Source organism: Devosia sp. (genome assembly GCF_028290625.1).
Taxonomy (GTDB): Bacteria; Pseudomonadota; Alphaproteobacteria; order Rhizobiales; family Devosiaceae; genus Devosia.
On the sequence record NZ_JAQGJM010000037.1, the window covers coordinates 149,140 to 163,116 of the forward strand.

A 13,977-nucleotide genomic window follows, 5' to 3' on the forward strand; every position below is an offset into this window, starting at 1 on the left:
TCATGTGGCACATGGTTGGATCGATCACAAGGGTGGCACGTCCACGCGCAGCAAGGGCAGGCGCAAGGGCGCATCTGACTTGACGGCAGCAAACTCGCGCGTTAGATCGATCTAATAGATGATCTTCATTGCGTAGTTCCGTTGAGGGAATGATGACCCGCATAGTTCCATGCCGACTGGCCGCCGATATCGGCGGCACCTTCACCGACGTTGCTCTGGAATATGGCACGAGCCGTTTTACCGCCAAAGTGCTCACGACACCCAGGGCACCGGAACAAGGCGTCATCCGGGGCATTGTCGAAACACTTGCGCGGGCGTCGTTGACCGCCAGCGAAGTCGATCTTTTCATCCACGGCACGACCCTCGCCACCAATGCGCTCATCGAGAGAAAGGGTGCCCGCACCGCGCTCATTACGACCGAGGGATTCCGCGACGTGATCGAGATCGGCCGGGAAAGCCGCTTCGACCAGTACGACATCAATCTGATGAAGCCCGAACCCCTGGTCGGTCGGGAACTGCGCCTCACGATCCGCGAGCGTATTGCTGTCGACGGCAGCGTTGTCATCCCCATCGATCTCGACTGTCTCCCCGGCCACGTCGCCACCATGCGCGCGGCGGGCGTAACGAGCGTCGCGGTCGGTTTCCTGCACAGCTATGTCTCGCCCGACCACGAGGAGCAGGTCGCCGAGCGCCTCGCGCAATTGATGCCCGAGGCCTATATATCCCTCTCAAGCAAGGTCTGTCCCGAGGTGCGCGAATATGAGCGCCTGATGACGACTTGCGCCAATGCCTATGTCCAGCCGCTGATGGCTAGCTACCTGCGGCGACTGCGGCAGGAGCTCGACGCGATGGGCCTGGTGGCCCCGACCCTGCTTATGACCTCGGGCGGTGGTTTGACCACGCTCAACAATGCCTGCGAACTGCCGATCCGGTTGGTGGAATCCGGGCCGGCCGGCGGCGCAATCCTGGCGGCTCACGTGGGCCGTCAATGCGGCGTGGACAACCTGTTGTCCTTCGACATGGGCGGGACCACGGCCAAGATCTGCGTCATCGACAAAAGCGAGCCGTTGAAGTCGCGGGCATTCGAAGTCGCGCGCTCCAAGCGCTTTATGAAGGGTAGCGGCATGCCCATCCGCATACCGGTAATCGAAATGGTCGAGATCGGTGCAGGGGGTGGCTCGATAGCCAAGATCGACAATCTGGCACGCATCCAGGTGGGGCCGGAAAGCGCGACCTCCGAACCCGGTCCCGCCTGCTACGGGCTCGGCGGCGAGCGGCCCACGGTGACCGACGCGGATTTGGTCCTGGGCAAGATCGACCCGAACAATTTTGCCGGTGGTACGATCAAGCTGGACCGATCGCTGTCGCTGGCTGCCATCATGAATCATATCTCGGGCGCCCTCGGCACCACGGCGGAGTTGGGTGCGTTCGGTATCTGCGAGATGGTCGAAGAGAATATGGCCAACGCCTCGCGCGTTCATGCCATCGAGCGCGGCAAGGACGTCCGATCACGGACCATGGTCGCCTTTGGCGGCGCCGCCCCTCTGCACGCGGCGCGCCTCGCCGAAAAACTTGGCATCGACCGCCTGATCGTGCCCCGCGGGGCTGGCGTGGGTTCGGCTGTCGGCTTCCTGCGCGCGCCGGTCGCTTATGAAGTGGTCCGCAGCACCTTCACGCGCATCTCCCAGATCGAACCGGAGACCATCAACCGCCAATTCGAGGAAATGATCGCCGAGGCATCGGGTGTCATCCTCGAGGCGGTGCCGGATGCCACGATCGACATCCAACGCTCGGCCTTCCTCCGCTATTCCGGGCAGGGTCACGAGATCGAGATCAACCTGGATGACCGGCCGATCGTCGAAGACGACCGAGAACAGCTCGCTGCCCGGTTCACGGACGCTTACATCGCGCTGTTCAAGCGGAAGATCGAGCGGGCGGATATCGAAGCGCTTAGCTGGGCCGTCACTGCAACGGCCCGGGGCACCGCAAGCGCCGATACGGTGGCGTACGTGCCCCCCGCCGACCGTGGCCCCGCGAGGCCCATTGGCACCACGGAGTTGTTCGACGCCCGCCTGGGGCGCTTCATCAACAGCCCCATCTATTGGCGCGACAAGGTCGGCCCTGGGCAGACCATTCCCGGTCCCGCGGTCATCGCAGAGGACGAGACGTCGACTGTCGTGACCTCCAGCTTTGCCGCCTCGATCGATGCCTATGGCTATATTGTTCTTACCACCCAGCAGGAGCCCAACTGATGGATCTGCATTCCCCCCTGGCCGACATCCACACCCAGATCATGTGGAACCGCCTGATCTCGGTGGTCGAGGAACAGGCGCAAACGCTCATTCGCACCGCCTTCAGCCCGATCGTTCGCGAGTCCGGCGATCTGTCGGCGGGTGTGTTCGACATTCGTGGCCGCATGCTCGCGCAAGCCGTTACCGGCACACCCGGGCACGTGAATTCGATGGCGGAATCGGTCAAGTTCTTCCTCGAAGCCTTTCCGCCCAGGGAAATGCAGGAAGGTGATGTGTACATCACAAACGACCCCTGGATGGGAACCGGCCATCTCAACGACATGGTCGTGGTGACGCCGACCTTTCTCGACGGAAAGCTGGTCGCCATATTTGCCTGCACCAGTCATCTGATTGACATTGGCGGCATCGGTTTTGGTCCCGACGGCCGCGACGTCGTGGAGGAAGGTCTCTACCTGCCGTTCCTGAAGCTGATTGATCGTGGCGCCATCAACGACACGCTCATCGCGATCGTCCGTGGCAATTCTCGTTATCCTACGGAGGCCGAGGGGGATATCCTGTCGCTGGCCGCTTGCAACGACGTCGGCGCTGAACGTCTCATCGAGATGATGCGCGAATTTTCACTGAGCTCGCTCGAGCCGCTTGCCGATCACATCGTCGAGCAGTCTCGCAAATCGGTGCAGGCGGAAATCGCCAAGCTGGCGGAGGGCAGCTACTCCGCATCGATGCGGGTCGATGGCTACGAAAAGCCGATCGACCTCGTGGCGACGCTGACCATCGCCAAAGAGACCATCACCATCGACTTCTCCGGCACCTCTGGGCCGTCGGCCAAGGGCATCAATGTCCCGCTCAACTATGCATTGGCGTATTCGACCTATGGCGTGCGCGTGCTGATCGCACCCGACATTCCCAACAATGCCGGCTCCCTCGAACCAATCAAGGTCAAAGCACCCACCGACAGCATTCTCAATGCCCAACGCCCCGCGCCCGTTTCGTCGCGCCACATCATCGGCCAGATGCTGCCCGACGTCATCTTTGGCTGCCTCGAGCAGGTCCCCGGTATAGCGGTGCCGGCCGAGGGTGCCTCGTCGCTATGGAATCTGATCCTCGAAAGCGATGCGGCTGACGCCGTCGATCCCACATCCACGATCAGCCGCTTCTCCGTGCTGGCCGTGCAGACCGGAGGCGTGGGTGCGCGGCCCACCTCGGATGGCCTTTCCGCCACCGCCTTTCCCAGCGGCGTGTCCGGCGTCCCGGTGGAAATTATCGAAACCATCTCACCGCTGCTCTTCCGCAAGAAGGAACTGCGCAGCAACAGCGGTGGCCAGGGCACGTTCCGGGGCGGTCTCGGCCAAGTCATCGAGATCAGCAACCGTGAACCGGCCGCTTTCGACATCTACGCCGCGTTGGACCGGATCGAGCATCCGGCGCGCGGACGCTCCGGCGGCGGCGAAGGGGCGGCGGGTTACGTTGGCCTGGGCTCCGGCAAGGTCCTGCGCGGCAAGGGCCGTCAGAAGGTGCCCGCCGGCGATTGGCTGGTGGTGCATACGCCGGGCGGCGCCGGCTTCGGCGATCCGGCCGACCGTAGCCAGGCAGCCGTCACGGCGGATATCGCCAACGGGATTGTTGTGCTCAGGTAAAGCTGAGCGACGTTCTGATCGCCAGGGTCATTTCGATCTCGACCGGCACGTTCCTCGGCAATTCGGCAACCCCGATGGCCGAGCGGGCGTGGCGGCCGCTTTCGCCGAGAACTTGGCCCAGCAGGGTCGATGCTGCGTCAATCACCTTGGGCTGGGCATTGAAGCCAGGCGCTGACGCGACAAAGCCCGTCAGCTTCAGCACGCGCTCGATCCTGGCCAGCGAGCCGAGCACCAGTCGCAATTGCGAGAGTGCATTGAGCACGCAGAGTTCTGCTGCGGCCATAGCTGCTTCCTGGCTGACCTCCGCCCCCACCTTTCCGGTGTAAAGCACGTCATCGCCCTGTTTGGGTATCTGTCCGCTCACATAGGCAATGCCCTGGTGCAGGACCACCGGGACATAAACGAACTGGGGTGGGGCGGCCGGAGGCAGCGTGAAGCCGAGCGCGGCAAGGCGCGCCACGATATCGGTGTCATCCATCTAGAAATGGGTCTCGTGCACATCGAGGATATTGTAGTCGTCGTCTATCTCCAGCACGGTTCGCCACTTGTCGAACAAGGTGCAGGGATGGGAAATGCCCAGCCCGACCAGATCGCCCACCTGCAGGGGCGACGAGGGCGGGACCCGCACGTAGCCATGCTGGTCATGCAATGCGAAGACCGCGTGGTCGGTGACATCCCCCAACCAGGTCTCGCTCTCGGGCCGGAAGGCCTTGAGCACGGTGGGCATGCCGGCGTCATAGGGGCAGTCGCGCTTGCCGGCGTTGAGTATGACGATACCCTCTTCGGGACGAGACAGGACCTGGGCCCAGACCTCAAGGGCCGGTTGCAGGACACCTGCATGGAGCGCCGCAGCGCTGCGGGCGACCATGTCGTTGAAGGCGGCGGCATAGATGCCGTGGTCATGGAATAGGTAGCATCCCGAGCGAATGACGATAATCGACGGGGATCGCAGGCCAGCGCTCTTGAACCGGTCGACGACGATGTCATGGAACTTGGTGCCCCCGGCCGACAGCAGGATCTCCCCGCCATCGAACAGACCAGTCACCTCGGCCTCACGGGCGAGAGCCGACAGGAAGTCGATATAGTTGGCAACGGCCGTCTGGGCATTGTCGTCGCTGGGCTTTATGACGCCTTCATAGCCCTCGATGCCGCGCAGATGCAGCTCGGGCCAGTACGCCAATTCCGCCAGGACGACACGGCCGGCCTCGACGGATCGAACGCCGCACCGACCGCCCGGCATGCCGCCCTCCAACAATACCTCGATCGGCCGTCCCAAGCCTCGGGTCCGGGCCGCGCTTCCCAGCCGCCGCACGCCCTCGACCGAGTCGACGAGGCAGTAGAACGTCACGCCAGGACGGGTGATCAGGATGTCGATGAGTTCGGCTATGTCGGCCGCGCCGATGACCTCATTGGCCAGCAGGATGGACTGGATGCCAGCCGCCACTGCCACGCGCACCTGCCGCATGTCCGCGAGGCTGATGGCGAAGGCACCAGCATTCATCTGCCAGTGAAACGTTGCCGGTATCATCGGGGTCTTGCCGTGCGGAGCAAAGGCGATCCCCTGCTTCGCACAGTATCTGACCATCCAATCGAGGTTGTGACGGATAGCTGAGCGCCGCATCGCCGCCACGGGAAATGTCCCGTCCACGGCGAGAAGGTTTGCGGGCCGGTGAAGTACCCCCCCGGCGGGCAGTCCCTTCTGGAAGTCGAGCTCGTTCAATTCCGTCTCCCTCGATGCATCCATCCTAAAGCCTTACGGTCTTGCCGGTTTCGATCGCCACGGTGGCAGCAAGCGCCAGTTCGAGCGCGCGCAGGCCATCTTCGCCAGTAACCGACGGAACGCCGGTCCCGCGCACGGCGGCGACGAAATCGGTGATGGTGCGATCGTATGGAACCAGGTGGCGCACCCGGATTTCATGGCTGCCTTGGGCATCGCTCACATCGACGCGGCCCTGCGGCTTCTGCCAGAGGATACCGTCGCCCGAAATGGAGCCCTTGGTGCCGTGAATCTCGACCGCGGTGCCGCCGAACGGCACCATGAACGAATCCTGGCAGACGACCAGGAGGTCATCGGGGAATTGCCAGATCGTCATGACATTGTCCTTGATGCCATGCTGGGCATTCCCGGAGGTAATCCCCATGCCGGTGACGGCGATGGGATCGGCGCCGAAATAATAGCGCAGCAAGTCCATGTCATGGACCGTCAGATCGAGAATCACGCCAGCACCGGTGGTGGGGTCATTGAGGCGCCAGCGCGCCAGCTTCTCAGGCAGATCGACGGTGAAACCGATGCGCGCCGAGGTGATCTTGCCAAGCTGGCCCGACTGGATCACGTCGCGGATGGCGCGGTGGGATTCCATGTTGCGCAGATGGTGGTTGGTGCCGAGGACGACTCCCGCCTCCTTGGCGGCCTCGAGGATACGGCGCGCCGATTCCGCGGTGAGAGCGAGCGGCTTTTCGCACAGTATGTGCTTTCCGGCCTTGGCCGCTGCGACGGCCTCCTGCTCGTGCTTCTCGTTGGTGGTGGAGATGTAGACAGCGTCGAGTTCCGGATCGGCCAGGAACGCTGCAAGATCGATGAAAGACCGCGCCAGGTTCAGCTCCTTGGCATAGGCCGCGCCGCGTTCGGCGTCGCGACTATAGACCGACACGACCTCGCAATCGGGATTCCCGTTGATGGAGGCGGTCATCCATTCGCGCGCGATATTGCTGGCGCCAATCAGGCCCCACCTTAGCTTTTTGGTCATTTCTGGTTCCCTTTCAAAATGATTAGATCGATCTAATAGCGCGTTCCGAGCGAACGAGCAACTGACGTTTCAACGTGCTCAGACAAGTCCAAGACGCTGCAGGTCGGCCCGCGTGCTGGCGGCGTCGGCAAACAGGATTCCCTGCCATCCCATGGCGATCGCCGCTTCGATATTGCGCACATTGTCGTCGATGAAAACGATCTGGGCGGGCTCGCTTTCTAGCCGGGAAGCGTGGAGCCGATAGATGGCCGGGTCGGGCTTGGCGAGGCCCACCTCGCCGGAGACCGTGACCCATTGCAGTAGACTGAGCATGGGGAACCGGTCGCCGATCTCGCGAAAGGTGTGCTGATTCCAATTGGAAAGGCCCGTCACCTTGTGACCCTTGGAATGGAGATCGCTGAGCAACTCAAAGCCGCCCGGGATAGCGCCCGAGACCATCTCGTCCCAGCGGCTACGGTAGAGCGAAATTGCGTCTGCCCATTGCGGAAAGCGGAGTGCGGCCTCCTGCTCGGCCTCGGCCCAGGACCGGCCCAGATCCTGTTTCGCATTCCACGCCGGGTTGCACACCTCGGTGAGGAAGAAATGACGCTCATCCGCATTGGGAATGACGGTTCGGTAGAGATGCTCTGGATTCCAGTCGATCAGTACGCCGCCAATATCGAACACGATGTTGACCATACGGGACCCTCCAATTTTCGATTGAGTTTCGCACGCGATATCGCTATTAGATCGATCTAAGAGCTGACTGGGCCGCTGTCAAATCATTCCGGATCGGAGGAGGCTGCTCTTCTAGTTGGGACCGTCGAGTATGACTACGCATAGCCTCGTCTTCGCCACACACATGGCCCTATCCAAGCTAAGGTTTTCGCAAATGGACTTCGACTACATCATTGTTGGCGGCGGCTCAGCTGGATGCGTGCTGGCCAACAGGCTCAGCGCCGATCCCACCGTCACGGTGCTGCTGCTGGAAGCGGGCGGGCCCGACACCTCCCGGCTCATTCACTATCCCGCGGGGTACTCCAAGCTCGTCGGGCCCAAGGTAAGCTGGGAATTCCGGACCACACCGCAGAAGCACGTCAACAATCGCGAGATGCATTATCCCCAGGGCATGACCTTGGGCGGCGGCAGTTCGATCAATGCCATGGTCTATATCCGCGGCAACAAAAACGACTACGACCAATGGGAATCGCTGGGTAATGCCGGTTGGGGCTACGCAGGTTGCCTGCCCTATTTCCGCAAGGCCGAATCCAACCAGCGCTTTACCGCGCCCTATCATGGCGACGACGGCCCGCTGGCCGTCTCGGATCAGGTGAGCCCGCTGCCGCTGACGGACCTGTTCGTCAAGGCTGCCCAGCAGGCGGGCCATCCGTTCAATCCCGATTTCAACGGCGCCCAGCAGCACGGCATCGGCTACTACCAAGTCACGCAGCGTAACCGGCGGCGTGGCAGCTCGGCGGTATCCTATCTGCGGCCCGTGCAGTCGCGCCCGAACCTCAGCGTGGTCACCTTGGCCCGCGTCTTGCGCCTGCTAATCAGTGGCGGTCGGGTTACAGGCGTAGAATACACGATCGGCGGCAGCAGCGACCTCAAGACCGCCCGTGCGACGCGCGAAGTCATCTCTTCGAGTGGCGCCATCGGTTCGCCCCGGCTGCTGCTGCATTCGGGCATCGGACCCGCCGACGAGCTCAAGGCCGTGGGCATCGAACCCATGCATGACCTGCCTGGTGTCGGCAAGAACCTGCAGGACCACCTGGACGTCTATGCAGTGGCCACGCTGAAAAAGCCGATGAGCTATGACGGGCAGGACAAGCTGATACCGTCGATCAAGCACGGCTTGCAATATCTGCTCTATCGGACCGGCCCAGTAACCTCCAATGTCTGCGAGGGCGGCGCGTTCCTGGCCACCGATGGCAACGATGACTGGCCCGATAACCAGATGCATTTCCTGCCCGCCTATGTGGTCGATCATGGGCGCAAGAAGATCGCCGGCCACGGCATGACGCTCAATACCGCCTATCTGCGTCCGGAGGCCCGGGGCAGCGTCACGGTGATGAGCGACAATCCGATCGACCGGCCGCTGGTCGATCCCAACTTCCTCGGCGTCGATGAAGACCTGCGCCGTTCGATCGCCTGTTTCAAGCAGTCGCGCGAAATCCTGGCGCAGCCGGCCTTCGCAGATCTGATCGAAGCGGAATACATGCCGGGAAAGGGCATCCGCTCAGATGCCGAGATCGCCGACTATGTCCGGGAATGGAGCAAGACCGACTATCACCCGGTGGGCACATGCAAAATGGGCGATGACGACATGGCCGTGGTCGACACTCAGTTACGCGTACGCGGACTCGAGGGGCTGCGGGTGATCGACTCATCGATCATGCCGACCTTGGTCAGTGGCAACACCAATGCCCCATCGATCATGATCGGCGAGAAGGGTGCTGCCATCATGCTGGCGGGTGCGGTCGTCTGAGCTTCCAACCGGCTGCGAAGTGGACGCCTGGCGCTGATCCCGCCAGGCGTTTTTCTATGGGTGAAGCTCGACCGCCAGCCAGACCGCATCGGTGTCGGCATAGTAGCGATGCCAGGGGTAGGTCCACTGGTTCGGTCCGGTCACGAGGCAGAAGGCCTCGTGGCTGAAGCCGGGCGACATGATGACATCCTCGTATACAGTCGCAGCATCGCGCTCGCGGAACTTCTGCATGCGTCCGAAGCCATGGATCTGGGTATGGGTCTCGAGGAACGGATGCTCGTTGTGAATGAAGGCATCCGTCTGGGCCGGCGACCACCAAAGCTTGAGCTTGAGCTCGAAGGTCTGCTTGGCCGACCTGGTGCTCACTTCCCGGGTAAATGCCCTGGGATCTTCCTCGACCGTGCCGATGGTGTCGATGGAAGACACGTAGAGCGGCGTCTCGCGTGGGAAACCGGCGAAAATGTCGCCAAACCAGCTCCAGCCGCGATGCATGACGCCGCCCAGATTCTCCGCGCGCTCCACTTTGAGCACGGCGATCCGGTCGGCCTTGAGAATTTTCTTGGCCGTGATGGTGGTCGACCGCCAACGCTGGATAGGCGCGTTCACCACGCCTTCGATCCAGATGGTTTCGGGGCTGAGATTGACGACGATGCCGCTGACTTCGAGGTTCTCCACGTTTTCGAACAGCACGGCTGATATGTAGCCATCCGAAAAACAGAGGGGGCGTGATCGATTGGTTTGGTCGGGCAAGGAAGTCTCCTAAAGGTGCAGTAGATTGCCGCTTGACGCTAAATTAGATCGATGCAATTTTCAATCGCTCGTTTGCTGAATTTCCGGCTAGCGAGCGTCGAAAATGCCACCAGGGTGGCGACAGAGGCTTGAGGGAACAATGAAAACGATCGTCGTCGCCGTGCTGGGCGCGTGTGGCTGGATGGGCCGGGTGCACAGCAACGCCTATAGTGGCCTTGCCCGCCAGTTTCCCGGCTTGCCGGCCGAGGTGAGGATCAAATGGCTGGTCGACGCCGACCTTACGGCCGTCACCAAGGCCGCCAAGGCGCTTCAGGTAGAGAACATATCGGACAGTTGGGAAGCCGCCATTGCCGATCCGGAGGTCGATCTCATCGACATCTGCCTGCCCGACAAGTTCCACTACCAGGCGGCCAAAGCGGCGCTGCTCGCGGGCAAGCACGTCTATTGCGAAAAGCCGTTTACCGACACCAATGAGGAAGCCGACGAACTAGTACGCCTCGCCGCCGAGAAAGGCGTCATCACCAGGGTCGGCCACTCCTTCCCGATCAATCCGGCCCACCAGTTGGCGCGTTCGCTGATTCAAGGCGGGGAGATCGGCGAGATCACGATGTTCCGGGCCACTCAGCATGTCGATACCCACGGCTCTCCGGATGCCCCTTTCATCTGGCGGCTAGACGGCGAGCAGGCGCGCACCGGAATTGTCGGCGACACCGGCTCGCACGTTTTCAGCTTCATCGACTATCTCGTGGGCGAGGTCGATGAACTCACCGCTCATTGCCCCGTGATTTTCGAAACCCGTCCTTATGTCGCCGGCGCCGTCTATGGCCAGGTGGCCACGGGTGCCGCGACCGAAACGCGTACGGTGACTAACCCCGATCTGGGCATGGTGATCTGTCGCACCAAATCCGGCGCCGTCGGCACCATTGATTTCAGCCGCATCGCCACCGGCAAGCGCTTCATGCAGCGCTACGAAATCTATGGGACCAAGGGCTCCATCACCTACGACTATGACGAGATTACCCGCCTGAACGTCTTCAAATTCTCCGACCCGGCTGGCCAGCAAGGCTTCCGGGCCATCGACGTTGGTCCAGAGCAACCGGACTATGCCAGCTTCCTGCCGCTGCCGAATTTTGGTCTTGGCTATAACGAGATCAAGACGCTCGAAGTCTCCAAGGTCATCGAGTCGATAGCGCTCAATCGGCCGGCCTGGCCCACTTTCGCCGATGCCAAGCGGATTGTTGCCCTGGTAGAGGCCAGCATGGCCTCACACGCGTCGCGACAGTGGGAACGCGTTCACAATTGACACTTCACCGAAAGGGCGGCGCGAGCCGCAACGAAACATGACATCAACGCGTCCTCCCTATTCCATCGTCGGCATCGACCATGTCGTGTTCCTGGTCGGCAACATGGAACAGGCCCTCAAATTCTACGTAGACGGCCTGGGCTGTGTGTCGGGCTACTCTTACCCGGACCTGGGTATGGAACAGGTCTGGTGCGGCTCCGCCCTCATCGTGCTTTGGGACATATCGCATCCTGGCGCACATGATGCGGTGCCGCCCATCTCAGGCGGGCGGAACGTCGATCACGTCTGTATCGCGGTCAACCCGTTCGATCCGGAGGCGGTGAAGGCGCATCTGCAATCGTGTGGCATCGAGATCGACCGCGAAGCCATGCATGGCGGCGCACGGGGTGTCGGTCAGTCATTCTATTTTCTCGACCCGTTCGGCAACAAGATCGAGTTGAAGGGACCGGCCATCTATCCCGACGGCCGGGGCTAGCTTGAAAAAAGAAACGCCGGGCCTATTGCCCGGCGTTTCTTCATGCGATCGCGACAGTCAACGGCGGCCGTTGGCCCACCAGTTCTGCCGGCCGCCGAAATGGAACTGCACGGTCTTGAGCTCGGTGAATTCCTCCACCCCCGCTCGCCCATTCTCGCGCCCGATGCCGCTTTGCTTGTAGCCGCCAAAAGGCAATTCGGCCGGACCCGAGGAATAGGTGTTGACCCAAATCGTGCCGGCCTGCAGGCGGCGGCTAAAGGTGATGGCCGTCTCGTAGTCCGATGTCCAAACCGCCGCCGACAGGCCGTATTCGCTCTGATTGGCGATGGATAGCGCCTCCTCCGCAGTCTCGAAAGTCATGACCGACAATACCGGGCCAAAGATCTCGTCATTGGCGACGGGCATGTGACGATCGACGCCCATGAGGATCGATGGATAGACGAAGAGACCGGCATCGGAAGGCACCCTGCCCTCGCCCAGCAGCACCTCGACGCCGTCGCGCTTGGCACCATCGACAAAGCCGACAATCTTGTCGAGCTGCGCCTGATTGATGATAGCGCCGATCTGGGCGGCCGGGTCGAGCGGATCGCCGACCTGCACCTGCCGGGCCCGCTCCACAACGCGTTCCACCAGTTCGTCGCGGACCGAGCGCTCAACAATCAGGCGGGCGCCGCAATTGCAGCTTTCACCGGCATTCTTGAAGGCACCCTCGATGATGGCGTCCGCTGCTTCCTCGAGGTTTGCGTCGGCAAAGACCACCTGTGCATTCTTGCCGCCCAACTCGAGCGAGACCTTCTTGAGCGTGCCGGCGGAAGCCCGTACGGCGAGCTTGCCGACATTGGTCGAGCCGGTAAACGAAATCATGTCGACGGCAGCGTGATCGAGCATCCGCTGCCCGGCCGTATTGCCGAAACCGGTCACGATATTGACGACGCCTGCCGGCAGCCCGGCCTCCAGCAGCAATTCCCCCAGGATGAGCGTGGTCGCCGAGGTAAACTCGCTCGGCTTGACCACCGCGGTGCAGCCTGCAGCGAGCGCAAAGGGCAGCTTCTGCGAGATGATCAGGAGCGGGAAGTTCCATGGCGTGATGATGGACACGACGCCGATCGGCTCGCGCATGACGTTGGCGATGAGGTTGGCGCCCAAATTGTTGTGGCTGTCGCCATGCAGGGTGCGTGCCACCGCCGCGCAATAGTCCCAGAGGTTGGCGGACCAATCCATTTCGGCCCGGGCCTGGGAAATCACTTTGCCGCTTTCGAGCGCCTCAAGCAGCGCGATGCGATCGGCGTTCTGGCGGATAAGCTCGGCAGTCCGGGTCAGGATGCGTGCGCGATCCTCGGCGGCCATGTAGGCCCAGGACCCGGCGTCAAAGGCTTTGCGCGCGGCGGTCACCGCCAGATCGACGTCGGCAGCGCCAGCCTTGGCATACTCGCCCACGATCATGTCGTTGCCGGGCGATTGCCGAGTGAAGGTTTCGCCGGACAGGGATGGCGTCCATTTGCCGTCGACCAGCATCTTGTACTGGTGGGGTCGCGTCGGCAGGTCCGCTCGCATGAAGCGCGATATGCTGGCCGGGTGGATCGGAAAATTCATGTCTGTCACCTGTTGTCGAGGACGACCAACGCCGTCCGCCAAGCAAAAGGACGGGGCCAACGGCCCCGTCCCGGTTCGTTGCGCTTCCGCCTGCATGTTACAGCGAAGCGAGGCCGTCCTGAAGCTGCTGCACCGCATCGGCTGAAGTCATCGACGGATCGTTGGCGAAGGTGGTGATCACGTCCTCGAACACGCCGCGAACCTCGCGCGACTGCGCGTGGTTCTGGGCGAGCGAGGGAATGATGCTGCCGGTTTCGCCGGCCGCTGCACGGTCGGCGATTGCGGCCTGGCCGCAGGCGTCGAATGCCGAAGGATCGATGTCGATGCGGGCCGGGATCGAACCCTTGCGGATGTTGAACTCGGTCTGCACCGCAGGATCCATGGTCAACGTGGCCATTTCCATCTGTGCTGCCTTCGCCGCCGGATCCGATACCGGGAAGAAGCCCCAGAAGTCAGCGAGGAAGATGTAGGTCCCCTGCGTGCCCGGCGCCGGTGCGCAGATGTAGTCAGTGTTGGCAGTCTTGTTGGCAACGCTGAACTCACCCTTGGCCCAGTCGCCCATGAACTGGAACGCCGCCTGGTTCTCGATCACCATCGCGGTGGCAAGGTTCCAGTCGCGGTTGGAGGCGTTGGCGTCGGCATAGCTCAGGACCTTGCGGAAGGTGTCGAAGGTCTTGATCATGTTGTCGCTCGACAGAGCGGCTGCATCGAGGTTGGAAATTGCCGCCTTGTGGAATTCCACGCCACCGGTCG

Annotated in this window: 11 protein-coding genes and 1 pseudogene; 5 read left to right on the top strand and 7 right to left on the bottom strand. The window is 62.1% G+C overall.

Annotated elements, in window-relative coordinates; translation table 11 throughout:
* Positions 1-152 precede the first annotated feature (152 nt).
* Both JWR51_RS20980 and JWR51_RS20985 read left to right on the top strand, forming a co-directional pair.
* Positions 153-2,252 carry a hydantoinase/oxoprolinase family protein gene (locus JWR51_RS20980; RefSeq protein ID WP_299752283.1) on the top strand — a complete coding sequence of 700 codons (2,100 nt, stop codon included), beginning with the start codon at positions 153-155 and terminating at the stop codon, positions 2,250-2,252.
* Entirely contained in the window at positions 2,252-3,889 is a 1,638-nt protein-coding gene (locus JWR51_RS20985; RefSeq protein ID WP_299752286.1) for a hydantoinase B/oxoprolinase family protein, read from the top strand. The genes JWR51_RS20980 and JWR51_RS20985 overlap by 1 nt, the downstream gene beginning before the upstream one ends.
* On the opposite strand, the gene JWR51_RS20990 is transcribed toward JWR51_RS20985, so the two are convergent.
* The 4 genes from JWR51_RS20990 to JWR51_RS21005 form a co-directional block, all read right to left on the bottom strand.
* The gene (locus JWR51_RS20990; RefSeq protein WP_299752289.1) at positions 3,882-4,367 is read right to left on the bottom strand and encodes a RidA family protein; all 486 of its coding nucleotides are present in this window, start codon (positions 4,365-4,367) and stop codon (positions 3,882-3,884) included. The two genes, JWR51_RS20985 and JWR51_RS20990, sit on opposite strands and share 8 nt — an antisense overlap.
* A complete protein-coding gene (locus JWR51_RS20995) occupies positions 4,368-5,609 on the bottom strand; it encodes an alanine racemase (RefSeq protein WP_299752292.1) in 1,242 nt (413 codons plus the stop codon).
* Between the two features lie 25 nt (positions 5,610-5,634).
* On the bottom strand, positions 5,635-6,636 hold the full coding sequence (locus tag JWR51_RS21000; protein WP_299752295.1) for a Gfo/Idh/MocA family oxidoreductase: 1,002 nt from the start codon (positions 6,634-6,636) through the stop codon (positions 5,635-5,637).
* A 78-nt stretch (positions 6,637-6,714) separates the two neighbouring features.
* A complete protein-coding gene (locus JWR51_RS21005; protein ID WP_299752298.1) occupies positions 6,715-7,314 on the bottom strand; it encodes an HAD family phosphatase in 600 nt (199 codons plus the stop codon).
* Positions 7,315-7,507: 193 nt separating this feature from the next.
* Here JWR51_RS21005 and JWR51_RS21010 point away from each other — a divergent pair, with 193 nt between their 5' ends.
* Positions 7,508-9,103 carry a choline dehydrogenase gene (locus JWR51_RS21010; RefSeq protein WP_299752301.1) on the top strand — a complete coding sequence of 532 codons (1,596 nt, stop codon included), beginning with the start codon at positions 7,508-7,510 and terminating at the stop codon, positions 9,101-9,103.
* 54 nt (positions 9,104-9,157) lie between these two features.
* Here the strand turns inward: JWR51_RS21010 and JWR51_RS21015 are convergent, their stop codons facing one another.
* The gene (locus JWR51_RS21015; RefSeq protein WP_299752304.1) at positions 9,158-9,853 is read right to left on the bottom strand and encodes a hypothetical protein; all 696 of its coding nucleotides are present in this window, start codon (positions 9,851-9,853) and stop codon (positions 9,158-9,160) included.
* A 139-nt stretch (positions 9,854-9,992) separates the two neighbouring features.
* Here JWR51_RS21015 and JWR51_RS21020 point away from each other — a divergent pair, with 139 nt between their 5' ends.
* Together JWR51_RS21020 and JWR51_RS21025 are read left to right on the top strand one after the other, a co-directional pair.
* Positions 9,993-11,156, top strand: a complete 1,164-nt coding sequence (locus JWR51_RS21020) for a Gfo/Idh/MocA family oxidoreductase (protein WP_299752307.1) — start codon at positions 9,993-9,995, stop codon at positions 11,154-11,156.
* Positions 11,157-11,193: 37 nt separating this feature from the next.
* On the top strand, positions 11,194-11,631 hold the full coding sequence (locus JWR51_RS21025) for a VOC family protein (protein WP_299752310.1): 438 nt from the start codon (positions 11,194-11,196) through the stop codon (positions 11,629-11,631).
* 57 nt (positions 11,632-11,688) lie between these two features.
* Here JWR51_RS21025 and JWR51_RS21030 read toward each other — a convergent pair whose 3' ends face one another.
* The gene (locus JWR51_RS21030) at positions 11,689-13,224 is read right to left on the bottom strand and encodes an aldehyde dehydrogenase family protein (protein ID WP_299752313.1); all 1,536 of its coding nucleotides are present in this window, start codon (positions 13,222-13,224) and stop codon (positions 11,689-11,691) included.
* A 97-nt stretch (positions 13,225-13,321) separates the two neighbouring features.
* A pseudogene (locus tag JWR51_RS21035) lies at positions 13,322-13,977 on the bottom strand (sugar ABC transporter substrate-binding protein); the annotation flags it as partial.

Excerpts from the sequence above, each read along its gene's own strand:
- JWR51_RS21000 (WP_299752295.1), bottom strand. The coding sequence starts at position 6,636 with ATGACCAAAAAGCTAAGGTGGGGCCTGATTGGCGCCAGCAATATCGCG.
- JWR51_RS21025 (WP_299752310.1), top strand. The coding sequence starts at position 11,194 with ATGACATCAACGCGTCCTCCCTATTCCATCGTCGGCATCGACCATGTC.
- JWR51_RS20980 (WP_299752283.1), top strand. The coding sequence starts at position 153 with ATGACCCGCATAGTTCCATGCCGACTGGCCGCCGATATCGGCGGCACC.
- JWR51_RS21005 (WP_299752298.1), bottom strand. The coding sequence starts at position 7,314 with ATGGTCAACATCGTGTTCGATATTGGCGGCGTACTGATCGACTGGAAT.
- JWR51_RS21030 (WP_299752313.1), bottom strand. The coding sequence starts at position 13,224 with ATGAATTTTCCGATCCACCCGGCCAGCATATCGCGCTTCATGCGAGCG.
- JWR51_RS20985 (WP_299752286.1), top strand. The coding sequence starts at position 2,252 with ATGGATCTGCATTCCCCCCTGGCCGACATCCACACCCAGATCATGTGG.
- JWR51_RS20990 (WP_299752289.1), bottom strand. The coding sequence starts at position 4,367 with ATGGATGACACCGATATCGTGGCGCGCCTTGCCGCGCTCGGCTTCACG.
- JWR51_RS21020 (WP_299752307.1), top strand. The coding sequence starts at position 9,993 with ATGAAAACGATCGTCGTCGCCGTGCTGGGCGCGTGTGGCTGGATGGGC.
- JWR51_RS21010 (WP_299752301.1), top strand. The coding sequence starts at position 7,508 with ATGGACTTCGACTACATCATTGTTGGCGGCGGCTCAGCTGGATGCGTG.